We start from the raw sequence: 23,350 nt of genomic DNA on the forward strand, positions 1-23,350 counted from the left end.
CAAGCGTTTTCCCTCGCGGTTCCGTTTCATGGCGGCGTTGATTCCGCTCGCGATCTCGACCGGCCTTTACAGCATGCCAGGCAGCGCCGCGACGCCGACTGTCGACGCCCACACGGAGCTCGTCTACGTCGGCACGCAGGAGCGCGAGATGCGGGCGCTGCGCTTCGACACGTCGAGCGGCAAGCTCACGGCGATCGGCCCGGTGGGCGCGGGTCCGCGCTCGACGTGGGTCACGACGAACCCCAGGCTGCCGGTGCTTTACGCGGTCGATGACGACAACTCGCGCGAAGGCAGCGTGACGGCCTATGCCGTCGATCGCGACAGCGGCGCGCTCACCAAGGTCAACGAAGTCGCCACGGGCGGCAGCGGGACGACGAACCTCTCGCTGGACCTGCCCTCGATGACGCTGCTTGCCGCCAACTACGGCGGCGGTTCCGTATCGAGCATCGCGGTGAACGCGGACGGCAGTCTCGGCGCGCGCACCTCGACAGTCAAGGAGACCGGCTCCGGACCGAATCGCCGCCAGGCGAGCGCCCATGCGCACAACGCCGTGGTCGATCCTTCAGGCCATTACGCGCTCGTGCCGGACCTCGGCGCGGACCGCGTGTTCGTGTATGCCTTCGATCGCGGCACGCGCACGTTGACGCCCGCCGACGGTGCGAGCGCGCGGCAATTCGCGTTGCCGCCGGGCAGCGGTCCGCGCCATCTGGTGTTTGCCCCCGATGGCAAGTATGTTTATCTGCTGACCGAATTGAGCGCGCAGGTCCTGGTGTTGCGCTGGGACGCCACGCAAGGGCAACTGACGCCCGTGCAAACGGTGGAAACCACGAGCGCCGAATTCCAGGGTGTGAAGAGCGGGGCCGAAGTGGCCGCGAGCGCCGACGGGCGCTTTATCTATGTCGAGAATCGCGCGGAAAATGCGCTGATCGTTTATCGCGTCGATCGGGCCTCGGGTGAGCTGACGCAGATTCAACGCACGTCGTCGGGCGGCGAGAAGCCTTGGGGCTTTGGCATCGACGCGTCGGGCAAGTGGCTGCTGGTCGCCAATCAGCGCAGCGGCAAGGTCAACGTGTTCAGCGTCGATACCGCCACGGGCATGGTGTCGGATACCGGGCAATCGGTCGAGGTGCCGACGCCGGTCGCTATCGCATTCGTCAAGTGACGCGAGTGCAACAGGGCGGCGCAACCCGTCGCCCCTGAAAACAAGCGCCTTTGCGCTTCGGTACGGGCGGCCCGTACCTTTCACCAAAAAAATTCAGGAGACGCGACACGCCGGCAACGCGTGTCGCTATCGCGCGCGCATGGCTTTTCCGCGCCATTCGAAAAGGTGATCCATGAAACTGGTCCATCAACTCCCGCTGGCGTTGGGCGCGGCGCTGCTCGCCGCAGCGGCGGCGGGCGCATTTGGCATTGCCGAAATGAACAGCGCGGCCGATGCCTACGCGACGCTGATTCGCGTTGACGGCGCGCAGTCACATCAGGTCTCCGAAGCACTGGTCGCGTTCAAGAACCAGGTGCAGAACGGCAAGGACATCGTGCTGCGCGGCAAGAACCCCGAGTTGTTCGAGAAGTACTGGGGGGCGTTCCAGAAGTTCGAGCAGACCTGCCAGGACTCGACGGAAGCGCTCGCGCGCGTGCTGCCGCCCGGCGAGGCGCGCGCGAAGATCGAGCGCTTCAATGCGCTGCATGCGCAAATGGGCGCCGCTTACCGCAAGGCCATCGACCGGTTCAAGGCTTCAGGCTTCGATACGGCGGTGGGCGACCTCGCAATGGACGGCCTCGATCGCGAGCCGGTGATCCTGCTGCGCGAAGCCGGTGGCAAGATCGTCGAGCGAACGGCCGCGTCGGCCGCCCGCGCGAGGGACTTGCAGCGCCGCGCGATGCTCGCAAGCGTCGTTGCCATGGCGCTCACGCTGTTCGCGGGCATTGCGGGCGCCGTGATGTTTTCGCGCACGATCACGCGCAAGCTGGGCGGCGAGCCCGACGACGCGCGCGCCGCCGCCCGTGAGATCGCCACGGGCAAGCTCGATATCGACCTGCATGTGCGGCCCGGCGACACCGACAGCCTCATGGCCGCGATGCATACGATGGTCGCCTCGCTCACCGGGATCGTCGAACAGGTGCGCCATGGCAGCGAGGCCATTGCGAGCGGCTCCACGCAGATCGCCACGGGCAATGCCGATCTCAGCCAGCGCACGGAATTGCAGGCCAGCGCCTTGCAGGAAACGGCGGCTTCGATGGAGCAATTCAGCGCGACGATACGGCAGAACGCCGATCACGCGCACGAGGCGAGCGAGCTGGCCGCCGGCGCGTCGTCAATCGCGGCGCAGGGCGGCAAGGTCGTGAATCAGGTTGTGGAAACCATGAAGGGCATTGACGAGAGTGCGCGCAAGATCGCGGACATCATCGGCATCATCGACGGCATTGCCGCGCAGACCAATATCCTCGCGCTCAATGCGGCCGTGGAGGCGGCGCGCGCGGGGGAGCAGGGCCGAGGTTTTGCGGTCGTCGCCAGCGAAGTGCGCGGCCTCGCCCAGCGCAGTGCGCAAGCCGCGAAGGAAATCCAGGCGCTGATCGCGGACAGCGTGGCGCGCGTCGGGTCGGGCTCGCTGCTGGTGGGCGAGGCGGGCGCCACGATGAGCCGCGTTGTCGAAGCGATTCATCGCGTCTCGGTGATCGTGGGTGAGATCAGCCGGGCCAGCGCCGAGCAGAGCGTGGGCGTCGAGCAGGTGGTGGCGGCGGTTGGCCAGATGGATCAGACGACCCAGCAGAATGCCGCGCTCGTCGAACAGAGCGCCGCCGCCGCCGAGAGTTTGAGGCAGCAGGCGGCGTCGCTTGTCGAGTCGGTCACGAAGTTCCGCATTTGATGGAGCGCGCGGCAAATTCAGCGCAGATCTCGTTCACTGCCCGGCACACGCGCGCCACGTCGGCTTCGGTCATCTGCGTGAATAGCGGCAGCGTGACCGTGCTCGCGCCGAAGCGCTCCGCGTGCGGGAACATGCCCGCTTGAAAACCGCGCTCGCGATAGAGCGTGAACAGATGAATGGCCGGATAGTGCACGCCCGAGCCAATGCCGCGCGCCTTCAGCTCGCCCATGAAGCCTGCGCGGTCGATGGCGAGCTGTTCGAGCGGCAGCGTGATCTGGAACATGTGCCAGTTGCTGTTGGCGAAATCGGCGAGCGGCAGGCCCACGCCGAGCTTCACGGCCGCGCTGCCCTCGAAGCCCGCGAAGTAGGCCCGCGCGAGCACGTGGCGCTGGCGCGTGAAGCGCTCGACATGCTTGAGCTGGCCGAGTCCCACGCGCGCCGCGACATCCGTGAGATTGTATTTGCCGCCAAGTACATCGCAGTCCATACCGTCGAAGCCCGTGCGCGTGATGCCTTGCAGGCGGTACTTCTGGGCCAGCACGGCTTCGGCCTCGTCGTTAAGCACCAGCGCGCCGCCTTCGATCGACGTGAGGTTCTTGTTGGCGTGAAAGCTGAACGACACGATGTCGCCGATCGCGCCGATGCGCTTGCCGTTCCACGTCGAGCCGAAGGCCTGAGCGGCGTCCTCGATCACGCGCAGCTTGTGCTGGCGGGCGATGGCGTAGAGCCGGTCCATGTCGACGGGCAGACCGGAGAGGTGCACAGGGATGATCGCCTTCGTTCGGGGCGTGATGGCCGCTTCGAGCTTGTCGAGGTCGATGTTGCGCGTGACGGGGTCGATGTCGGCGAACACGGGTGTCGCGCCGACTTCATAGACCACATTGCTCGTGGCGACCCACGAAGCGGGCGTGGTGATGACTTCGTCGCCGGGGCCGACGCCTGCTATACGCAAGCCAATTTCGAGCGTGGCCGTGCCTGAGTTGACGGTGCGAACGGGGCGGCCGCCGCAATAATCGGAGAGCGCCGCTTCGAATGCCTGGTTCTGCGGGCCGGTCGTGATCCAGCCCGAGCGCAGCACGTCGACGACGCCCTGGATGGTTTCCTCGTCGATCTCGGGACGCACGAAGGCCAGGAAAGGAAGGGACGGCTGTGTCATGAGTGCTTTGCTCTCTTCTCGTTGAAGGTGGCGCGAGGCGCAAAGCATACAGCACCACGTAACGAGTTGCGAGCCGGCGTTATTGATCAGCGCATCGCGTCATTTCGGAAAACAAATGTCCTGGCGAATCGCTGTTTTTGACAATGACAGGAAAGAAGAATTCATGTAATTAGAAGTGCAAATAATTGATTATATTCAGCGTGAATTTTTCGAATCTAAATTTGGCGGCACCGGCGAGGTTTGAAAACCCCTCGCCGGCGCGATGCCAGCTTCAGAAGTTGTTGAAGAACCCGCGCGCCGCGACCATGCAGAACGGCGCGACGATATCGGCGTGATAGTTCTGGAGGACGGCGGAGAGCCCGCCGTCATTCGCTCCGGCCTGCATAGCCTGCGCGGCGACCGCCGCTTTGGCCTGTGCGAACCCTGCCTTCACGGCGGCAAACGGATCGTTCGCGCTCGCCGCGGAATCGACGTCGAGCACGCTCGTCAGTCCCGGCGCCACATTGGCGCTCTTCCAGTAAGCCTGCTCGATCGCCGCGTTGAAGAAGAACACGGTCGGGTCGAGGTGGCCGCCGCACAGGAGCACCGGCGAGCGCGGCACCCAGTTGCGCAGATCATTGCGCTTGAATGCCTGGCGAAGCGGTTGAGCCGGATTGGCCGCCGGGGCCATCGCGGCCGTCGACGTGGGATAAGCGCCATCGGGATTGGCGATCTGGTCTTCGAGCATGCTCAGACGATAACTGTTGCGCACGAGATTCGAAGCGCCGAATCCCAGTGCGAACAGCGGCACCAGTTGCGGTGGCGCGAGAGGCGGCGTATGGGGTGGCGTGAGCGAATCGAACGCGGGAGCGGGTGACTGAAGGCTGAAAAGCTGCGTTTCGGGCAGTTTGCCCTGGGCGAAAAGCTTATCCATGGACACGACACTCGGCAGCAGGCTCTCGATGCCGGGAGCATAGGCCGCTTCGAAAAAGTCGCCGGGCTTGCGATAGATGTTTCCATACGCATGCTGGTAACTCGTGGTCACGAGCACCGTAAAGATCGTCGAGCCCAGATCGACCTCGCCCTGGACCAGCGCGTCGGCCATCGCGCCCAGCGCGTACGGGCCGGAGCCCGGCGCCGACGCCGTGACCTTGATGCCGGCTGCCTGAAGCGCGCGATGCGTGGCGAGCGCCACGTAGCCGCCCTGCGAATAGCCGGTGACGAACAGCTTGCCGTTCTCGCGTGTCTTGTTGGCGGGGTCCGGAAGCGCCATGGCGAGCCGCGCCGCGTGCAAGGAATCGATCATGTCGGCCGATTGCTGGTCGCCATTCAGATACGGGTGGTAGGGCAAGGGCGAGCCCGAGTAACCGGCATAGTTGCTCGCCACCACGATATAGCCCTGCGCCGCGTAGATCGCCGCGACGGCAATGCCTTCGCCCGCGCCGTCGCCGTTGGCGGCGTCCGTTTGCGTGATATCGGCAATGTTGTAGTTGCGGTAAGTCGTCGTGCCGTGGGCATACAGCATGAGGGGGCGAGCGCCCGTGCAGGATGCGCCGCCGCCGGGAGTCATCAGGGCGGCGCTCGACATCGTGGGCTCGCCCGCGCCGCCTATGGTGAGGTAGCGGAAGTACTTGATTTCGATATCGCAACGCGGCGTGCCGGCAACCTGAAGCAACTGCTGACCCGTTGCGTTCGCCCCCAGCAACTTCGTGAAGTCCGCCGCGCTCAGGCGCAGGCTGGTTCTCTGCTCGACCAGTTGACCGCGGAAAAAGCAGCTCAACCCGCTACAGGTCGAACCGGCCTGCACAACGAAACTGGCGCCTGACAAAAAGAAAGTCAGCAGTGCAAAACCCAGATATCGCGTCGCTCCTCGCATCTCATGCTCCGTAGTTGTTGGTGTTCGGAAAATGGGACTGCATAAAAGAGTGCATCGAGTATAGGTCAACGAATGCCACGGCATGCGCGCCGTGACTTGCGTGATTCCTCAACTTTCATTGTCCAGGTGGAGAAACGGCGCCGAGTTGCATCATCAAGCCGAGCGTATCCATGATGAGGCGGGTTTCCTTGATCCGGCCTTCGTCAAAACGGTCGATGACCATGCCCCACACTTTGACCGATCGACCCGTGGCATTCACACCGAGGAACGGGCCGCTATGCGTGCCGGTCCACTCGAAGCGGGTCAGCACACGGTCGCCCTCGGTGAGTTGCTCCTCGACGCGCCAGTGCATGTCCGGGAATGCAAGGCGCATCGCTCGCACGACATCCTTGAGACCCTCGATGCCCGGACCCTGACCGGGAAACGGGACGTGCTCGACCATGTCTTCCCGGAAGAACCGGTCGGCATGGTCGATCAGCCCTTGATTCAAGACCTCTTCGATAAATCCGCGAACCATTCCACTCAATGCGTGCATGGGTGACGACCTCGTGGCTATTGCCGGATCGGGAAACGCTCGCAATGAGCGTACTCGATTGCGGCTTCTGCGGAGTTTGAAAATGACGGGATGCGGTTGATTCTACGGACGGCGGGAAGTTTTCGCGCATTCGCGTCGTGCGCACAAGCACCTGTGTCCGCCAGTGCGATCGACGCCTTTCGCGTCTGCTGGAGATTACGCGACGGATCACGACGGCGCGCGCCGGAGTCGTCCACGAATGTGCGGTAGCGCACATTCGCACGGTCTTGCTTGCAGCGCCGGGTTTTCCGCAGCGTATCGAAACTGTAAGGATTGAGTCTCGGAATATTCCGACGCATTCTCCAGCCCCTTCCTACAACGCTGCAAACGGGCAGCATGCCAAACTCAATCGAGCATGCCAGGCACGCGTGCAGCGTGCCAGTCGGTGCTCACGCTTTCCTGGTTCATGAACGATCCGCTTCGCACGGCTTGCGGAGATCACCAGGAGACATCACGCCATGAAATACATACATGCCGAATACGCCGACGGCATTCTCGTTCTCAAACTGAATCGTCCGGAGAAGAAGAACGCGCTCACGCAGAACATGTATCTGCGGCTCGCGCTGGCGCTCGAAGACGCCAACCGCGACGACAACGTTCGCGCCATTCTGCTTCAGGGCACCTCGTCCACTTTCACGAGCGGCAACGATATTCAGGACTTTGCCGACGACGGCAGCGAGACGGAAAAGCGCGCGTCGGAGCGCTTCATGCAGGCCGTGACGCAACTCGACAAGCCGCTCGTGGCGGGCGTATGCGGCCACGCAATCGGTATTGGCGCGACCGTGCTGTTGCATTGCGATTATGTCGTCGTGTCCGAAGACGCGCGTATTCGCTTTCCTTTCATCGACCTTGGACTGTGCCCGGAATTCGCGTCCACGATGCTGCTGCCCCTGACCGTGGGGCGAGCCAAGGCGAATGAATGGATGCTGATTGGCGCGACCGTGCCGGCCGACGAGGCGCTGCGCGCGGGCATGGTGAACCAGGTCCTGCCCAATGACCAGGTGCTCGACGACGCGCGGCGCGTGGCGTGCGTACTGGCGAAAAAACCGCATGACGCCCTCGTGCAAACGCGGCGTTTGTTGAAGTCGGCGCAACGTGAATTCGTCGCGGCGCGTATCGATGAGGAACGGCAGGTGTTTCGCACGTTGCGCGATTCTCCGGACGCGCAGCGCATTTTTCGCGACTTCCTTTCGCGCGTGCGCTGAGCGTTTTTCGCATCGCTTTTTAACATCGACGAAAAAGCGCCGATGCGGTGCATTGGCGCTTCCGTTTCAGGAGACTCAAGCATGAAAGAAGTATCGACCCTGGCCGAACTCGAAGGTCTGATTGGCCAAACGCTGCAAAGCGACGACTGGTTCCCGGTCGAGCAGAACGATATCGACCTGTTCGCGCGCGCGACGGGCGACCATCAATGGATACATACCGACCCGGAGCGGGCGCGTCGCGAGTCGCCGTTCGGCGTGGCGGTCGCGCATGGTTTCCTCACGCTCTCGCTGTTGCCGGTGCTGATGTCCCGGACGATCAAGGTGCAGGGCGTACGCATGGGCGTGAACTACGGCCTGAATCGCGTGCGCTTTACGGCCCCGGTGCCGGTGGCGTCGCGCGTTCGATTGCAGGCGTCGCTGCGCGAAGTCAAGATCGACGAATCCCCATCGGGGAAGAGCGCGACGTTGACCTGGTCGGTGACGATGGAGATGCAGGGAGCGGAAAAGCCCGTGTGCGTTGCTGAAACACTGAGCCGTTTGTACTTCTAACGATACGAAGTGACAGCGAGGTGCTCCGGCGAACCGGGCACCTCGCAAAACCACGCAACGCGATGATCAAGCGGTCTGATCTGAACGATCGCCGCTACGAGCGGCCACGGAATGGAACAGCCGATCGGCGTCGGGGAGCAGGCGCGCCGCCTTGAAGTAAAACACGAGCGACGCCGGAATGAGCACCAGCGCGCCCAGCATGCCAATGCGAAGATCGCCGGTCACATCGCCCACGAGACCGACGCAATACGGTCCGATACCCAGCCCGATGAGATTGACGACCAGCCATTGCACCGCGATCGCCGTTCCGCGCAGCCGTGGCGCGACGAGTCCCTGAACCGTGGCCGAGGCCGCGCCGAACCATACCGTGCCGGTCATTTGCGCGCCGAAAAACGCAGCGAAAAACGTCGTCTTGTCGGGCGCGCAGAGTTGCAGCGCGTACAGTGCGCCGCTACAGAGCGCGGCGGCCATGGCGAGCCACAACCGGCCCGCGGCGCTGCGCCGTGCGAGAAAATCCGCGCCGATGCCGCCGAGCGTCGTGCCGAGAAAGCCCGAAAGCGCGATGATGAGGCCGAGCGCGAACGCGTCGCGCGAGCCGAGTCCGAAGTGGCCCACGCCATAGAGGAAGGTGAAGCCGGTCACAGCATAATTGACCGTGTTTTGCAGTGCCGCCGCGAGTACCGTTGCGCGCACAACGGGCGAGCGCAGAATCTGCTGGCTCGCGAGCGTGTCGCGTTGTGTGAGCCGATGCAGCCAGCACCAGGCTGCGTAGACGCCAAACGCCAGCGCGGACCACTGAATGAGATTGGTCGTGACCGTGATCGGGCCGATGTGGCCGAACCCGGCGTGCCGGTGCACGGTGGCGAGGCTGTCCGTAATGGCGGTGAGGGTGGCCGCCGCCGCCGCGCACAGCGCGAGCACGAGCAGATTCTGGAGTACGCCGCGGCGCGAGCGTGCACTGCGCCATGCGGCCGCGATGCTGAAGGGCGGTGTCATGGAGGCGATGTCGCCGCCCACCGCGCGCATGACCGACGAGAACGACACCATACGGGCGGCGCCGTTCGTGCGTGCACGCCGTGGCTCGCGTACGGTGAACAGCAGCACGAGCGCGAGCGCGATACCCGGCAAGCCCAGCGAGAGAAATGTGATTTTCCATGCGGGAAACGCGAGCGGCGCGGCGCCCGACGCCTGCAAGCCGCGCCACCAGCCTATCGTGAGCGCGGCGACGGCCCCGGCGAGTCCCGAGCCGATGAAGATGCCGCTCGAATACACGGCGATTGCGGTGGCGCGGCGCTTGTCGGAGAAGTAGTCCTGCAAGAGCGAGAAAGCGCTCGGCGTCGCGCTTGCTTCGCCCACGCCCACGCCGATACGCGCGAGCGCAAGGCCTGCAAAACCCGAGGCCAGTCCGGAAAGTCCCGTCATCAGCGACCAGACGGCCAGCCCGAGCGACAGGGTCCGAACGCGGTCCCAGTTGTCGGCGAAGCGTGCGAGCGGCAGACCCATGACCGCATAGAAAAGCGCGAAGCAGGTGCCGTAGAGCAGGCCGATCTGCGCGTCGCCGATATGCAGGTCGGCCTTGATATACGGCGCGAGGATCGTGAGTATCTGCCGGTCGAGAAAGTTGAAGACGTAGACGACCGTGAGGATGCCAAGGACATACAGCCTGCGCTGTCGTGTGTATATCAGGTGTCCGAAGCGTTCGTGCGCGAGCGGCTCGGCAACGGACGAGGATTCAGAACTCATGCGATGTCTCCGTGTTGGATTGTTTGGCGTCTGTTGCGGGGTTCCTTGCCGATACGGGTTTGGAACCTGTCGGGTTCCTGCAAGGAAACCCGGTTTAGTCTATGACGCGCTATGTCCGGAGCCTGTCGTCGTTGTCTTGAGTTCTTGTCGGATATTTCCTATTTGATGATTTAACGGCAATACAGCGTGATTGGCGCCGATGATTCGATCATCGATGCGCGCCAACGCGTTTCCGGCTCAGTTGTCTTCGTTGAGCGCGAGCAGTTGCCGCTTCGCGGCGGCAAGCACCGCATCGGAGCGCTTCTCGTCGACCATCACCCTCGACACCACCAGCGCGCCGATCAGCGCGCTGACCGCGAACAGGGCCTTGTCTGCGTCTTCTTGATTCATCGACGCGCCGAGGTTCGCCGCGAACTGTTCGATACGGCTCGACATGGCTTCGCGCGAAGCCTCGTCGGCGCGCGCGACATCGCCCGCGAGCGCGGCGATCGCGCAGCCCGAAGCCCGCGCGTCGCGATGCTTGCGGCTCAGATAGCCGCGCACCGTCACGCTGTAATCGTGCGGTCCCTTGCCGTTCTTTGCCTCGAAGGCGGCACGCCCGTCATCGAGCGCGCGCTCCAGCGCGTGCAGCAGCAGGTCGGAGCGCGAAGCGAAGTGGCCGTAAAAGCCGCCGTGCGTGAGATTGGCGCTGCTCATCAGCTTGCTGACGCTCACCGACTCCAGCCCCATTTCCCTGACCTGACCGGCCGCCTGTTCCAGAATGCGTTCCCTGCTGCGCGCCTTGTCCGCCTGCGAATGCCCCATGGTCATGTCCGGGTTTGATCTATTGACATTCTGGATTATGGTCGTCATTCTTGTGGATGACAACCATCATGTAGAAATGACCGATTCCACCTTCGACCTCGACGACTACGAAGTTCCCTTCAAGGGCATCGTGGAGCAATCCATCGCCGGCATCTACATCCTTCAGGATGGGCGGTTTTGCTACGTCAACGAGACGTTCGCGCACATGTGCGGCCTCAAGCGCGAGCAACTGCTGGGCGCGCGGTTGCGGGACGTCGCCAACCCGGCGCAACTGGCCGCGCTGATGTCGCAGTACGAGCGCAAGATCACGGGCACCGGGCCCTCGGAGCGCTTCACGATCCGGCGCACGCTGTCGAGCCGGCCGGGTTGCTTCGAGATTCACGGCACACGGGTGATTTTTCACGGCCGCCCGGCGATTGTGGGCGTGGGCATCGACATCACGGAGCAGGAGCGCCAGCGCACGGAACTGGTGGAGGCGAGCGAGCGTTTGCAGGAACTCGTCGCGAGCGCCAACACCGTGAGGGAGAACGAGCGCAATCGCGTGGCGCGCGAACTGCACGACGTGATTGGCGGCATGCTCACGGCAATCAAGTTCGATCTTTCGCGGCTCGCGCGCGGCATCGAGGCCGTGGACCGTGCGTTCGAGCGCGACGCGAAGCCTGGGGAGGCGAGTCCGCCGGAACTGGCCGCGCTCGCCATGACGGCAACGCAGGCGCTTCAGCTCACGCAGGAAACCATCCAGGCGGTACGCGGGATTTCCGAAGGGTTGCGGCCCGGCGCGCTCGATCATCTCGGTCTTTGCGACACGCTTTCGCTGGACCTGAAACGCTTCGAGCGGCGCTACGGCATCGCCACGCGGTTTCAGACCACGGGTCTCGCGTTGGTGCTGGACCGCAACACGGAAATCGGCATCTACCGCATTTTTCAGGAAGCGATGACCAACGTCGCGCGCCATGCGAAGGCCACCGAAGTCACGGTCGATCTCGCGTGGCAGGCGGGCGGCCTCGTGCTGGAGATCGCGGACAACGGCCTCGGCTTCGAGTCGGACGCCGTTGCTGCGGAAGGGCATCTTGGCCTGCTCGGCATGAAGGAGCGCGCGAGAGAACTGCAAGGCGCCTTGCAGCTCGGCACCGGACCCCGCTCGGGCGCGTGCGTGAAGCTCAGCGTGCCGGTGCGGCGGGGCGGCATACAGGAGGAGAGCAAGCCATGATTCGTCTCATGCTGGTCGATGACCACACGATCTTTCGCGAGGGGCTCAAGCGCCTGCTCGCGGAGCAAAGCGAATTCGACGTCGTGGCGGAGGCGAGCGACGCGTCCGAAGCGCTTGGCCGGCTGCGCGAACAGCCGGTCGATGTGGCGTTGCTGGACGTGAACATGCCGGGGCGCAGCGGCCTCGACATGCTGCCTTCGCTGCGCGCCGAATGGCCCGCGATGCCGGTGATCGTGCTGAGCATGTATCCCGCCGAGCAATATGCCATGCGGGCATTTCAGGCGGGCGCCTCCGGTTACGTCACCAAGGACATGGACGCGATGGAGCTGGTCGATTCCATTCGCAGCGTGGCCAGGGGCGGCCGCTATGTGACGCCCGCGGTGGCGAACTGCCTGCTCGATGGGTTCGAGCGCGGCACGCAAAGCGCGCTGCATCAGCAACTGTCTTCGCGCGAATACGAAATCATGCTGCTGATCGTGCGCGGCATCCGGCTGACCGAGATCGGTCGCCAGATGTATTTGAGCGTGAAGACCGTGAGCACGTATCGCACGCGCATTCTCAAGAAGATCGGTGTTTCCAGCAACGCCGAGCTTGCCCGCTACGCCGTCGAACATCGGTTGATCGATTGATGATCGGCGGGCGCCGTGCTGAAGTTGCCGGTCAAAGCGGCAACTTCAGAAAACGCTGACAAATCTCAGAGCCACTTCCGACAGCCAGAATCGCCCGCAACGTCCACACTGTTTCCTCATGAAACGACTCAATCAGTCGTACTGAAGGAGAGAGCGATGGGCGCGGAAGTGGGGGTACGTCTGGACGAAGGCGTGCTGGTCGTGACGATCGACCGGCCCGCGAAAAAGAATGCGCTCACGGCGCAGATGTACGTGGCGCTGGCCCAGGCGATTGCCGAGGCCGACCGGCGCGACGACGTGCGCGCCGTCCTTCTGCGCGGCGAAGGCGGCAACTTCAGCAGCGGCAACGATATCGGCATGTTCGTGACGGATGTGGCGGCCGCGCATCGTGAACTGCCCGCCGCGACGTTCCTGCATGCGATGACGTCGCTGCGCAAGCCGGCGGTGGCGTGCGTGTGCGGGCACGCCGTCGGCATCGGCGCGACCGTGCTGCTGCATTGCGATTACGTCGTCGCCTCCGACGACGCGCGCGTGCGCTTTCCGTTTGTCGACCTGGGCCTGTGCCCCGAGTTCGCTTCGACCTTGCTGCTCCAACACGTGGTGGGCCGCAACAAGGCCGCCGAATGGCTCCTGCTCGGCGCGCCCATTCCCGCGGCGGAAGCGCACCTCGCCGGGCTCGTGAACCGCATCGTGCCGCTCGACATGGTCGAAGAAGAAGCGCTTTCCGTTGCGAAGCGCCTCGCCGTGAAGCCGCGCGAAGCGCTGCTCGCCACGCGCGGCCTGATTCGCGAATCGACCGCCGAACTCGTCGAGGCCCGCTTGCAGCGCGAGGGCATCGTGTTCGACACGCTGCGCCGCTCGCGCGAGGCGCAGGACATCTTCCAGCAATTCCTCCAGCGCGAGCCCGGCGCGGCGTCGAGCCGCGTTTGAGCCTGTGCATCTGTCTCCCACCGGAAAAGGACATTCCATGAGCACCGAATACACCGTCGTCGACGACGTCGCGGTCATCACGATCGCCAACCCACCGGTCAACGGGCTGGGCTACGCCGTGCGCGTGGGCATCATCGACGGCGTCGAGCGCGCGCTCGCCGACGCCAACGTGAAGGCCATCGTGCTCACCGGCGCAGGCAAGGCCTTTTCGGGCGGCGCCGATATGCGCGAATTCAATTCGCCGAAGACGGGGCGCGAGCCGGGGCTCAACACCGTGCTCGCCGCGATCGAGAACAGCCGCAAGCCCGTGGTCGCCGCCGTGCATTCGGTGGCGATGGGCGGCGGCCTCGAACTGGCGCTCGCCTGCCACTACCGGGTGGCCGCGCCGAAGGCGCGCATCGCGTTGTCCGAGGTCACGATGGGTCTCTTGCCCGGCGCGGGCGGCACGCAGCGTCTGCCGCGGCTCATCGGCCTGGAAGCCGCGACGAACATGATCGTGCACGGCGCTTCGGTCGCATCGGAAGCGCTCGCGGATTCCGGCTTGTTCGATCAGATCGCGCACGGTGAACTGCTGCCGGCCGCGATCGCGTTCGCGAGAGAGGCCGCGCAACGCAGCGGGCCGCATCCGCGCGTGCGCGACATGACCGTGCGGCACCCGAATCCCGAGGGCTATCTGGCCGTGGCGCGCGCCGCCATTGCCGCGAAGTTTGCGCATCTTCCCGCGCCCGCGCGCTGTCTCGACGCCATCGAGGCGAGCGTGAAGTTGCCGTTCGACGAGGGGCTGGCGCTGGAACGGCGCTTCTTCCTCGAACTCATGAACGGGCCGGTTTCGAAGTCGCTGCGTCACGCGTTCTTTGCCGAGCGCACGGCGAGTAAACTGGTGGGCGTGCCGGAGAGCACTCAGGCGCGTTCCGTCAACCGGGTGGCTGTGGTGGGCGCGGGCCTGATGGGCAGCGGCATCGCCATGAATTTCCTCAATGCGGGCATGCCCGTGGTCTTGCTCGATGTATCGGAGCCCGCGGTGCAAAAGGGCGTCGACGCGATACGCCGCAACTACGAGGCGAGCGTGAAGAAAGGCAAGCTCGCGAACGCGGACATGGAGGCGCGCATGGCATTGCTACAGCCCGGCGTTTCGCCCGAACGGATCGCGGATTGCGACCTCGTGATCGAAGCCGTGTACGAGGACATGGACCTCAAGCTGCGAACCTTCCGCGCGCTCGACGAAGTGGCTCGCCCCGGCGCGATTCTCGCCACCAACACGTCCACGCTGGATGTGGACCGCATCGCGGCCGAAACGAAGCGGCCCCAGGATGTGATCGGCCTGCACTTCTTTAGTCCTGCGAACGTCATGCGCCTGCTCGAAGTCGTGCGCGGCGCGGCCACCGCGCCGGACGTGCTGCAAACCGCCATGATGCTCGCGCGCCGTATCGGCAAGGTGGCCGTGGTGTCGGGCGTGTGCGACGGCTTCATCGGCAATCGCATGGTGGCCCGCTATGCGCGGCGCGCCGGCGAGTTGCTGGAGCAAGGCGCGCTGCCGGAGCAGGTGGACCAGGCGGTCGAACGCTTCGGCATGGCGATGGGGCCGTTCCGCATGGCCGACCTGGCGGGCAACGACATCGGCTGGGCGATTCGCAAGCGGCGTTATGCCGAAGATCCGTCGATGCCGCGCTTCGAACTGGCAGACCGGCTTTGCGAGGCCGGACACTTTGGCCAGAAGACGGGCGCGGGCTGGTACGACTACGCGCCCGGTGAGCGCAAGGCGAAGCCTTCGGCGCGCACGCGCGACATGCTTCAGACGTGGTGGCGCGAAAAGGGCGTGACGCCCAAACGCTTCTCCGACTCGGAAATCGTCGAGCGCCTGATCTACGCGCTGGTCAACGAAGGCGGGGCCATCCTGGAAGAAGGCATCGCGGCGCGCGCATCCGATGTCGACGCCGTGTACCTGCACGGTTACGGCTTCCCGGCCTGGCGCGGCGGCCCCATGTTCTATGCCGACACGGTGGGCGTCTACAACGTGCGCCGCGCGTTGCGCGAATTCGCCGCCGCCGACGCGAGCTGGAAACCCGCGTCGCTGATCGATCGACTCGCCGACGAAGGCGGCGCCTTCAACGCCTGATTTTTCACTCACTCTCACGGAACGACATCATGAACGAGGCCGTCATCGTATCGACCGCCCGCACCGCGCTGGCCAAAAGCTGGAAGGGCGCCTTCAACATGACACACGGCGCGACGCTCGGCGCGCACGCGGTCAAACACGCCGTGGAACGCTCCCGGCTCGATCCTGGCGAGATCGAGGACTGCATCATGGGCGGCACGTTCGGCGAAGGCACGACGGGCGGCAACATCGCCCGCGCCATCGCCCTGCGCGCCGGGCTGCCCGTGACCACGGGCGGCGTGAGCGTCAACCGCTTCTGCTCGTCGGGCCTTCAGGCCATCGCCATGGCCGCGCAGCGCGTGATGGTGGAAGGCGTGAGCGCGATTGTCGCGGGCGGTGTGGAGTCCATCTCCTGCGTGCAGAACCAGGCGAATACCCACATGCGGCGCGACCCCTGGCTAGTCGAGCAGAAGCCTGAGATCTACTGGAGCATGTTGCAGACAGCGGAGCAGGTGGCGAGCCGCTACGGCATCAGTAAGGAAGATCAGGATGCCTATGGAGTGCGCAGCCAGCAACGCGCCGCCGCCGCGCAGGCGGCCGGGAAATTCGCCGACGAAATCGTCGCCATGACCACCACGATGGGCGTGGTGGATGCGACGGGGCGCGTCGTGACCCGCGAGGTGACGATCGCACACGACGAAGGCATTCGCCCGGACACCACGCTGGAAGGCGTGGCGCGCATCCGCGCGGCGTTGCCGGGCGGCGTCGTGACGGCAGGCAACGCGAGCCAGTTCTCCGATGGTTCGTCGGCATGCGTGGTGATGAATGCAAAGGTCGCGCAGCAGCGCGGTATCGAACCGATGGGCCTCTTCCGCGGATTCGCGATCGCCGGATGCGAGCCGGACGAGATGGGTATCGGCCCCGTGTTCGCCGTTCCCCGGCTGCTGGAGCGGGCGGGCGTGAAGCTCGAAGACGTCGGCCTGTGGGAGTTGAACGAGGCGTTTGCGTGTCAGGTGCTGTATTGCCGCGACAAGCTTGGCATTCCTGACGAACGCCTGAACGTCAATGGCGGCGCGATCGCGGTGGGACACCCATACGGCGTCACCGGTTCGCGCTTGACCGGTCACGCGCTCATCGAAGGAAAACGCCGGGGCGCGAAGTATGTCGTCGTGACCATGTGCATCGGCGGCGGCCAGGGGGCCGCAGGCCTGTTCGAAGTTCTTTAGACAAGGAGATGGAAATGACTGCTGTGGCAAAGCTCTTCGACCTGAAGGGACGCACCGCGCTGGTAACGGGCGGCTCGAGCGGCCTCGGCCTGCAAATTGCCGAGGCGTTGGGCACCCAGGGCGCGCGCGTGGTGATTTCCGCGCGCAAGGCGGACTCGCTTCAGGCGGCGCAGGAGCATCTGGCGGCGCTCGGCGTGGACGCGAGCTGGATCGCCGCCGACAGCGCGGCGGAGGAGGATGTCGAGCGCCTCGCCAACGAGGCCATGCAGCGCCTGGGGCGGGTGGACATTCTCGTGAACAACGCGGGCGCGACCTGGGGTTCGACGACAGTGGATCATCCGCTGGCCGCCTGGGACAAGGTCATGAACCTGAACGTGCGCTCGATCTTTCTGCTCACGCAGAAGATCGGCAAGCTTTCGATGATTCCCAATCGCCATGGGCGTGTGATCAATCTCGCCTCCATCGCGGGGCTCAAAGGCAACGGACCGAAGTCGCAAGCCACGCTCGCCTACAACACCAGCAAGGGCGCCGTCGTGAACTTCACGCGCGCGCTCGCGGGCGAGTGGGGGCAGCACGGCGTGACGGTCAATGCGCTGGCGCCAGGCTTCTTTCCTTCGAAGATGACACGCGGGACCATAGAAAAGATGGGCGTGGAAAAACTCTCGGAGCGCGCGCCGCTACAGCGCATCGGCGACGACGACGACCTGAAGGGCGCGGCGCTGTTGTTCGCAAGCGACGCCGGCAAGCACATCACCGGTCAGATTCTGGCGGTCGACGGCGGCATCACGGCGGTATGAACCCGCAAGCAACAACCCAATTCGAAACGAAGGAGCACACCATGAGCCACGACGCAGAAACGCCGCAGGTCCGCATGACGGTGGAAGGCCACATCGCCGTTATTTCACTCGACAATGTCGCCAAGAAAAACGCCATCACGCCCGACTTGATGCAGCAGCTTTCCAAACGGCTGACCGAATTCGACAACGATGACAACCTGTGGGTTGCGGTGCTCGATCCGGCGGGCGAGCACACCACGGCGGGCCTCGACATGCCGAAGTTCTTCGGCCCGACCGCGACGGCCAAGCCCATTCCCGACGACCAGGTCGATCCGTTCGGCCTGCGCAAGCGCTGCCGCAAGCCGCTGATCTCGGTGGTGCACGGCATTACCTACACGATCGGCATCGAACAGATGCTCGCGTCGGACATCGTGATCGCAGCGGACACCGCGCGCTTTTGCCAGCTCGAATCGAAACGCGGCATCGCGCCGCTCGGTGGCGCGCATTTTCGCTATCTGACCCGCACGGGCTGGGGCAATGCGATGTACCACTTGTTTCTGTGCGACGAATTTTCGGCGCAGGAAGCGTTGCGCTGCGGCTTCGTGCAGGAAGTGCTTCCGTACGGCCAGCATCGCGAACGCGCGATGGAGATCGCCCGCTTGATCTGCAAGGTCGCGCCCATCGGGCTGCGCGCAACCAAGGCTGCGGCGCTGACCTATATCGAGCACGGCGAGAAGGCGGCCATTGAAGTCATTCCGCATGTGCGCGAGGAGGTGTTCGCCTCGGAGGATTTCAAGGAAGGCGTTCAGTCTTTTGTCGAGCGACGCGAGGCCCGCTTCCAGGGTCGTTGAACACGGTTGCGGCGCGCGGGCCAAGCCTGCGCGCCAGCATTGGCTTCCATAACACATGCAGGAACAGGAGACGAGACAAATGGCTTCCGTGTCATCCCGCTTGCCCGCTTACTGGACTTCGGATCTGCTGCTGACCGAGGCCGACGTCGAGCGCTTCGAGCGCGTTCCCCTGGCGGAGCGCGGTCTGCCGGCGTCGACTTATGAAATGCTGATGGATGGGTGCGGCATCGACCCGGACAAGGTGGCGATCCAGTTTTTCAGCGACGGCGCGCGTCCGCTGGAGACGGCCGTGCAGGTCACGTTCGCACAGTTGCGCACGAAGGTCCATCAAACCGCGAATCTGCTTGCTGATCTGGGGATTGGTAAGGATGACGTAGTGTCCGTGATGTTGCCGGCGGTGCCCGAATCGCAGTTCGTGCTGTGGGGCGCGCAGGCGGCCGGCATCGTCAATCCGGCCAACTGGATGCTGGAGCCCGATATCCTGGCGCAAATGTTCCGCTCGGCGGGCGCGAAGGTGCTCGTCGCCTTTGCGGGTGACGAACATCCGGAGATCTGGGCCAAGGCCGAAGCGGTGGCGCGCGGCGTGCCCTCGCTCGTCGCGTTGATTCGCGTGGGCGGGCGCGCAGCGGGGCCCGCGACGGTGAACGGCGTACCGGTGATCGACTTCGACGAGGCGATGGCGCGCTTTCCCGGAGACAGGCTGGTGTCGGGTCGCGTGTTCTCTCCCGACGACACGGCGTCGCTCTTTCACACGGGCGGCACGACCGGCGCACCGAAGCTCGCGCGCCATCTGCACCGCAACCAGGTGTTCTGGATCTGGGCTTCGAAGTATCTGACCGGGTTTGGCGCCGACGAGGTGAGACTGGTCGGCGTGCCCGTTTTTCATGTGGCGGGCGCCGTGGTGGGCTGCTATGGCCCGTTGGCGAAGGGCTCGACGGTGGTGCTGATGACCTCGGCTGGATTCCGCAATCGCACCGTGCTGCCCAACATCTGGCGCATCGTGGAGGCGTTCGAGGCCAACATGCTGACCTTCGTGCCGACGCTGGTGAACCAGGTACTGTCGATCCCGTTGAACGGTGCGGACATTTCCACGCTGAGCTATGTGGCGTCGTCCACGGCGCCGCTTTCGACCACGGTCGCGCAGGCGTTCCATCGCATGACGGGCCTGCGCATACGCGAGAGCTGGGGCATGACGGAAACCACGGCGGTCACCTGCATTACGCCGCCGGTAGAGGACATCAAGGTCGGAAGCTCCGGCGTGCGACTGCCGTACCAGCAGGTGCGCGTGGTGCGGCTGGATGCGCAAGGGCGTACGGCAACGGACTGCGAGCCGGGTGAGCCCGGCCTCGTGATCGTGCGCGGCCCTTCGGTATTTCCCGGCTATCTGGGCGACAACCAGAGCGCGCACTGGGTGGACGGCGACTGGCTCGACACAGGCGACCTGGGCTATCTCGACGCGGATCGCTGGCTCTGGATCACGGGCCGCTCGAAAGACCTTATCATTCGCGGCGGCCACAACATCGACCCGAAGATGGTGGAAGAGGCGCTGTTCGGCCACCCGTCCATCCAGGATGCGGCGGTGATCGGCGCACCGGACGCGCATGCGGGCGAAGTGCCGGTCGCCTACGTCGTGATCAAGCCCGGCGCGCTCGCGGCCGCTCAGGAAGTCTTGCAGTATGCCGCCGAGCACGTGCCCGAGCGCGCAGCCGTCCCGAAGCATTGCTATGTGCTCGAGGAAATGCCCAAGACTTCGGTGGGGAAGATCCAGAAGAATGTACTGCGTCTCGACGCGATCGAGCGGATGTTCCACGCCGCGCTCGACAAGGCGGGCATGGGCGCGAACGCGTCGGTCCGCGCGACGGACCGGGGCAACGGCGGGTTCTTCGCGGAAGTCAGCGTGAGCGATCCAAACATGGAGGAATCCGAATTGATCGACGCGTTGCGGAGTTTCACCATTCCCTATTCGATCCGGCGCACCAATGTGTGACGCCTCGGCGAAAAAATTGCATCAATCAGGAGAGAATCGCTGTGCCTACGAACTACCACGCCCCTGTTGCCGACTATCTGTTCCTGCTGCATGACGTGATCGGCCCGCACGCGCCCCATGCGACCGGCGAACTGTCGCGAGACGATACGCGCCAGGTCCTGGAGCAGGCCGCGCGCTTTTTCGAGGAAGTCTGGGCACCGCTCGATGCTCCCGGCGACGAACAGGGGTGCCGGCTGGAAAACGGTGCGGTCAAGACGCCCTCCGGTTATGCAGCGGGTCACGCGGCGCAGTGCGAGGCCGGTTGGAACAGCGTGTCGGCTCCCGAGACGTTTGGCGGCGCAGGCCTGCCGGATACGATCGGCCAGGCCGTGCGTGAGTTCTCTGCTTCGGCCTGCAATTCGCTGGGGCTTTACACCGGGCTCACGAACGGTGCGCATGCAACGATCCGGCGCACCGGCGACGAGTGGATGCTCAAGCACATCGTGCCGCCGATGGTGGAAGGGCGCTGGGCGGGCACGATGTGTTTGACCGAGCCGCATTGCGGCACGGACCTGCGCCTGATGAAGACGCGCGCCGTGCCGCAAGCCGATGGCAGTTGGCGCTTGAGCGGAACGAAGATCTTTATCTCCGGTGGCGACCAGGATCTGACCGGCAATGTCATTCACCTGGTGCTCGCCAAGGTGCCCGATGAAAGCGGTCGCGTGCTCGACGATCTATCGACAGTCAGGCTATTCCTCGTGCCCAAGCTGGCTGTCGATCCCGCCACAGGCGCAGTGGGCGAGCCGAACGGCGTTAGCGTGACCGGCATCGAGCACAAGATGGGGTTGAAGGGCAGCGCCACCTGCACCCTGGCGTTCGAGAATGCGCGGGCGTTCCCGCTGCAAGAGTCCAGCCAGCCGGGCGTATCGGCGCGGAAGTCGTCGGCGGGCATGAGCGGCATGTTCGACATGATGAATTCCGCGCGTCTCGGCACCGGCTTGCAGGCGCTTTCGTCGGCCAATCGCGCATACGGTCACGCCGCGAACTATGCGCGCGAGCGGGTGGCGGGTCGCGCCGCCAACCCGGCCGACCGCACGGGCGACGCGGCGGACCCGATTGTGGTTCACCCCGACGTGCGCCGCTTGCTGTTGAAGCAGGCCGCGTTTATCGAAGGCGCGCGAGCGCTCGCGCTTTGCGTGAGAACGCTGCTCGACGAGCCGGACGAATCGTTGCGCGCGAAACGGACTGCGATCGGCAGCCTGCTGACACCGGTCGTCAAGGCGTGGTTCAGCGACCGCTCGTTCGAATCGGCCAACGACGCCATGCAGCTCATGGGCGGCCACGGCTATATCCGCGAGAACGGCGTCGAACAACTCGTGCGCGACTGCCGCATCTTCCAGCTTTACGAAGGGGCGAATGGCGTTCAGGCGCTGGACCTCGTGCTGCGGAAGCTGCCGGCCGCCGAAGGGCAGTCGCTGGCCGGCTTCCTTGAACTCGTGGAAACCACGGCGCGAGAAGCGGGGCGGCGGGAAGCGCTGCGCGCCCACGCCGATGCGTTGCACGAGGCAACCGGTGAAATCAGGTCATGCGCGAACTGGTTGCGCGAGGCGGCACGCAATCCCTACGACGCCGGTGGCTCGTCGCACGACTTTCTGACGATGATGGGCGTGGTTGCCTGCGGGTGGATGTGGCTGCGCATCGCGGATAGCGCGCTGGCCTTGTTGCCGGAAACGGCAGATCCCTCGTTCCTGGATCGCAAGCTCGCGCTCGCGCGCTATTGGTTCGAACGCGAACTGCCCGTGGTGGCTGCGCTGGGGCAGCGCATGAAAACGGGCTCGGCGTGCCTGATGAGTCTCCCCGCCGACCAATTCTGATTCGCGCGGGCTTTGGCCAATGGTTGAGAGGAAATGATTCGTGAAAACACAACTGACTGAACTCTTCGGGATCGAGCACCCGATCATTCAGGGCGGCATGCACTACGTCGGGTTCGCGGAACTGGCTTCCGCCGTATCGAACGCCGGGGGGCTCGGTATCGTCACGGCGCTGACCCAGCCGACACCGGAGGCACTGGCGCGCGAGATCGAGCGTTGCCGCGAGATGACCGACAAGCCGTTCGGCGTGAACCTCACGTTTCTGCCCGCGCGCAATCCGCCCGACTACGCGGGTTATGTGCGAGCCATAATCACGGGCGGCGTGAGGGTGGTCGAAACCGCCGGGAATAATCCGCAACAGTGGCTGCCCGTGCTCCACGACGCCGGGATCAAGGTGATCCACAAGTGCACTTCCGTTCGGCACGCGCTAAAGGCGCAGGCCATTGGCTGCGATGCCGTGAGCGTGGACGGTTTCGAGTGCGGTGGACATCCCGGCGAGGACGATGTGCCCAACTTCATTCTGCTGCCGCGCGCCGCCGACGAACTCGACATTCCGTTCGCGGCTTCCGGCGGCATGGCCGACGGGCGTTCGCTGGTCGCCGCGCTGGCGATGGGTGCGGCGGGCATCAACATGGGTACGCGCTTTGTCGCGACGCGTGAGGCGCCGGTCCATCAAAAGGTCAAGGACGCGATCGTTTCGGCATCCGAACTGGATACCCGGCTTGTGATGCGTTCGTTGCGCAACACGGAGCGCGTCTTGAACAATCGGGGCGTTGAACGCTTGCTGGAGAAGGAGGAGCGGCTTGGCCAGCAGATTACCTTTGCCGATATCGCGGATGAAGTCGGCGGTGTCTACCCGCGTGTGATGAAGGAGGGTAACCTGGACGCCGGCGCCTGGTCCTGCGGGATGGTCGCGGGTCTCATCCACGATATCCCGAGCGTGAAGGAACTCATCGACCGCATCATGCTTCAAGCCAGGCAGATTATTGGGCAGCGTTTTCATGAAGTCATGGTGGCGGAGAGATAATCTCAAGCTCCCGGCT

Annotated in this window: 19 protein-coding genes; 14 read left to right on the forward strand and 5 right to left on the reverse strand. The window is 64.6% G+C overall.

Annotated features, from left to right (window positions below; translation table 11 throughout):
- Positions 1 to 28: 28 nt before the first annotated feature.
- On the forward strand, positions 29 to 1,162 hold the full coding sequence (locus tag C7401_RS19800; RefSeq protein ID WP_112173188.1) for a lactonase family protein: 1,134 nt from the start codon (positions 29 to 31) through the stop codon (positions 1,160 to 1,162).
- A 172-nt stretch (positions 1,163 to 1,334) separates the two neighbouring features.
- Entirely contained in the window at positions 1,335 to 2,867 is a 1,533-nt protein-coding gene (locus tag C7401_RS45960; RefSeq protein WP_112173091.1) for a methyl-accepting chemotaxis protein, read from the forward strand.
- Here C7401_RS45960 and C7401_RS19810 read toward each other — a convergent pair.
- The 3 genes from C7401_RS19810 to C7401_RS19820 form a co-directional block, all read right to left on the reverse strand.
- Positions 2,848 to 4,023: a DegT/DnrJ/EryC1/StrS family aminotransferase gene (locus C7401_RS19810; RefSeq protein WP_112173092.1), complete on the reverse strand. Its 1,176-nt coding sequence runs from the start codon at positions 4,021 to 4,023 to the stop codon at positions 2,848 to 2,850. The genes C7401_RS45960 and C7401_RS19810 overlap by 20 nt on opposite strands.
- A gap of 271 nt (positions 4,024 to 4,294) precedes the next feature.
- Positions 4,295 to 5,878, reverse strand: a complete 1,584-nt coding sequence (locus C7401_RS19815; RefSeq protein WP_112173093.1) for an alpha/beta hydrolase family protein — start codon at positions 5,876 to 5,878, stop codon at positions 4,295 to 4,297.
- A 115-nt stretch (positions 5,879 to 5,993) separates the two neighbouring features.
- Positions 5,994 to 6,413 carry an ester cyclase gene (locus tag C7401_RS19820; protein ID WP_112173094.1) on the reverse strand — a complete coding sequence of 140 codons (420 nt, stop codon included), beginning with the start codon at positions 6,411 to 6,413 and terminating at the stop codon, positions 5,994 to 5,996.
- A 497-nt stretch (positions 6,414 to 6,910) separates the two neighbouring features.
- On the opposite strand from C7401_RS19820, the gene C7401_RS19825 reads away from it, so the two are divergent.
- Positions 6,911 to 7,657: an enoyl-CoA hydratase-related protein gene (locus tag C7401_RS19825; protein WP_112173095.1), complete on the forward strand. Its 747-nt coding sequence runs from the start codon at positions 6,911 to 6,913 to the stop codon at positions 7,655 to 7,657.
- Positions 7,658 to 7,738: 81 nt separating this feature from the next.
- Positions 7,739 to 8,206: a MaoC family dehydratase gene (locus C7401_RS19830; RefSeq protein WP_112173096.1), complete on the forward strand. Its 468-nt coding sequence runs from the start codon at positions 7,739 to 7,741 to the stop codon at positions 8,204 to 8,206.
- Between the two features lie 66 nt (positions 8,207 to 8,272).
- On the opposite strand, the gene C7401_RS19835 is transcribed toward C7401_RS19830, so the two are convergent.
- Both C7401_RS19835 and C7401_RS19840 read right to left on the reverse strand, forming a co-directional pair.
- Positions 8,273 to 9,949 (reverse strand): MFS transporter, encoded by a 1,677-nt coding sequence (locus C7401_RS19835; protein WP_112173097.1) that lies wholly within the window; start codon positions 9,947 to 9,949, stop codon positions 8,273 to 8,275.
- A 237-nt stretch (positions 9,950 to 10,186) separates the two neighbouring features.
- Positions 10,187 to 10,753: a TetR/AcrR family transcriptional regulator gene (locus C7401_RS19840; RefSeq protein WP_112173098.1), complete on the reverse strand. Its 567-nt coding sequence runs from the start codon at positions 10,751 to 10,753 to the stop codon at positions 10,187 to 10,189.
- A gap of 76 nt (positions 10,754 to 10,829) precedes the next feature.
- Here C7401_RS19840 and C7401_RS19845 point away from each other — a divergent pair, with 76 nt between their 5' ends.
- The 10 genes from C7401_RS19845 (at position 10,830) to C7401_RS19890 (ending at position 23,334) form a co-directional block, all read left to right on the forward strand.
- Complete coding sequence (locus C7401_RS19845) at positions 10,830 to 11,963, forward strand: PAS domain-containing sensor histidine kinase (protein ID WP_181565624.1); 1,134 nt, start codon at positions 10,830 to 10,832, stop codon at positions 11,961 to 11,963.
- Positions 11,960 to 12,592 carry a response regulator gene (locus tag C7401_RS19850; protein WP_112173100.1) on the forward strand — a complete coding sequence of 211 codons (633 nt, stop codon included), beginning with the start codon at positions 11,960 to 11,962 and terminating at the stop codon, positions 12,590 to 12,592. The genes C7401_RS19845 and C7401_RS19850 overlap by 4 nt, the downstream gene beginning before the upstream one ends.
- A 156-nt stretch (positions 12,593 to 12,748) precedes the next feature.
- The gene (locus tag C7401_RS19855) at positions 12,749 to 13,522 is read left to right on the forward strand and encodes an enoyl-CoA hydratase-related protein (protein WP_112173101.1); all 774 of its coding nucleotides are present in this window, start codon (positions 12,749 to 12,751) and stop codon (positions 13,520 to 13,522) included.
- A 37-nt stretch (positions 13,523 to 13,559) separates the two neighbouring features.
- A complete protein-coding gene (locus C7401_RS19860) occupies positions 13,560 to 15,638 on the forward strand; it encodes a 3-hydroxyacyl-CoA dehydrogenase NAD-binding domain-containing protein (protein ID WP_112173102.1) in 2,079 nt (692 codons plus the stop codon).
- Positions 15,639 to 15,667: 29 nt separating this feature from the next.
- Positions 15,668 to 16,843 (forward strand): acetyl-CoA C-acyltransferase, encoded by a 1,176-nt coding sequence (locus C7401_RS19865; RefSeq protein ID WP_112173103.1) that lies wholly within the window; start codon positions 15,668 to 15,670, stop codon positions 16,841 to 16,843.
- 14 nt (positions 16,844 to 16,857) lie between these two features.
- Positions 16,858 to 17,640, forward strand: a complete 783-nt coding sequence (locus C7401_RS19870; RefSeq protein WP_112173104.1) for an SDR family oxidoreductase — start codon at positions 16,858 to 16,860, stop codon at positions 17,638 to 17,640.
- Between the two features lie 41 nt (positions 17,641 to 17,681).
- Positions 17,682 to 18,470, forward strand: a complete 789-nt coding sequence (locus C7401_RS19875) for a crotonase/enoyl-CoA hydratase family protein (protein WP_112173105.1) — start codon at positions 17,682 to 17,684, stop codon at positions 18,468 to 18,470.
- Positions 18,471 to 18,549: 79 nt separating this feature from the next.
- Positions 18,550 to 20,457 carry an acyl-CoA synthetase gene (locus C7401_RS19880; protein WP_181565625.1) on the forward strand — a complete coding sequence of 636 codons (1,908 nt, stop codon included), beginning with the start codon at positions 18,550 to 18,552 and terminating at the stop codon, positions 20,455 to 20,457.
- Positions 20,458 to 20,498: 41 nt separating this feature from the next.
- Positions 20,499 to 22,310: an acyl-CoA dehydrogenase family protein gene (locus tag C7401_RS19885; RefSeq protein WP_181565626.1), complete on the forward strand. Its 1,812-nt coding sequence runs from the start codon at positions 20,499 to 20,501 to the stop codon at positions 22,308 to 22,310.
- Positions 22,311 to 22,350: 40 nt separating this feature from the next.
- Positions 22,351 to 23,334: an NAD(P)H-dependent flavin oxidoreductase gene (locus tag C7401_RS19890; RefSeq protein ID WP_112173108.1), complete on the forward strand. Its 984-nt coding sequence runs from the start codon at positions 22,351 to 22,353 to the stop codon at positions 23,332 to 23,334.
- Positions 23,335 to 23,350 lie beyond the last annotated feature (16 nt).

Origin of the sequence: Paraburkholderia unamae, assembly GCF_003268775.1 — a bacterium.
Classification (GTDB): Bacteria; Pseudomonadota; Gammaproteobacteria; order Burkholderiales; family Burkholderiaceae; genus Paraburkholderia; species Paraburkholderia unamae.

Coding starts and splice junctions, on each gene's coding strand:
- C7401_RS19800 (WP_112173188.1), top strand. CDS start 29: ATGGCGGCGTTGATTCCGCTCGCGATCTCGACCGGCCTTTACAGCATG.
- C7401_RS45960 (WP_112173091.1), top strand. CDS start 1,335: ATGAAACTGGTCCATCAACTCCCGCTGGCGTTGGGCGCGGCGCTGCTC.
- C7401_RS19810 (WP_112173092.1), bottom strand. CDS start 4,023: ATGACACAGCCGTCCCTTCCTTTCCTGGCCTTCGTGCGTCCCGAGATC.
- C7401_RS19815 (WP_112173093.1), bottom strand. CDS start 5,878: ATGCGAGGAGCGACGCGATATCTGGGTTTTGCACTGCTGACTTTCTTT.
- C7401_RS19820 (WP_112173094.1), bottom strand. CDS start 6,413: ATGCACGCATTGAGTGGAATGGTTCGCGGATTTATCGAAGAGGTCTTG.
- C7401_RS19825 (WP_112173095.1), top strand. CDS start 6,911: ATGAAATACATACATGCCGAATACGCCGACGGCATTCTCGTTCTCAAA.
- C7401_RS19830 (WP_112173096.1), top strand. CDS start 7,739: ATGAAAGAAGTATCGACCCTGGCCGAACTCGAAGGTCTGATTGGCCAA.
- C7401_RS19835 (WP_112173097.1), bottom strand. CDS start 9,949: ATGAGTTCTGAATCCTCGTCCGTTGCCGAGCCGCTCGCGCACGAACGC.
- C7401_RS19840 (WP_112173098.1), bottom strand. CDS start 10,753: ATGGGGCATTCGCAGGCGGACAAGGCGCGCAGCAGGGAACGCATTCTG.
- C7401_RS19845 (WP_181565624.1), top strand. CDS start 10,830: ATGACCGATTCCACCTTCGACCTCGACGACTACGAAGTTCCCTTCAAG.
- C7401_RS19850 (WP_112173100.1), top strand. CDS start 11,960: ATGATTCGTCTCATGCTGGTCGATGACCACACGATCTTTCGCGAGGGG.
- C7401_RS19855 (WP_112173101.1), top strand. CDS start 12,749: ATGGGCGCGGAAGTGGGGGTACGTCTGGACGAAGGCGTGCTGGTCGTG.
- C7401_RS19860 (WP_112173102.1), top strand. CDS start 13,560: ATGAGCACCGAATACACCGTCGTCGACGACGTCGCGGTCATCACGATC.
- C7401_RS19865 (WP_112173103.1), top strand. CDS start 15,668: ATGAACGAGGCCGTCATCGTATCGACCGCCCGCACCGCGCTGGCCAAA.
- C7401_RS19870 (WP_112173104.1), top strand. CDS start 16,858: ATGACTGCTGTGGCAAAGCTCTTCGACCTGAAGGGACGCACCGCGCTG.
- C7401_RS19875 (WP_112173105.1), top strand. CDS start 17,682: ATGAGCCACGACGCAGAAACGCCGCAGGTCCGCATGACGGTGGAAGGC.
- C7401_RS19880 (WP_181565625.1), top strand. CDS start 18,550: ATGGCTTCCGTGTCATCCCGCTTGCCCGCTTACTGGACTTCGGATCTG.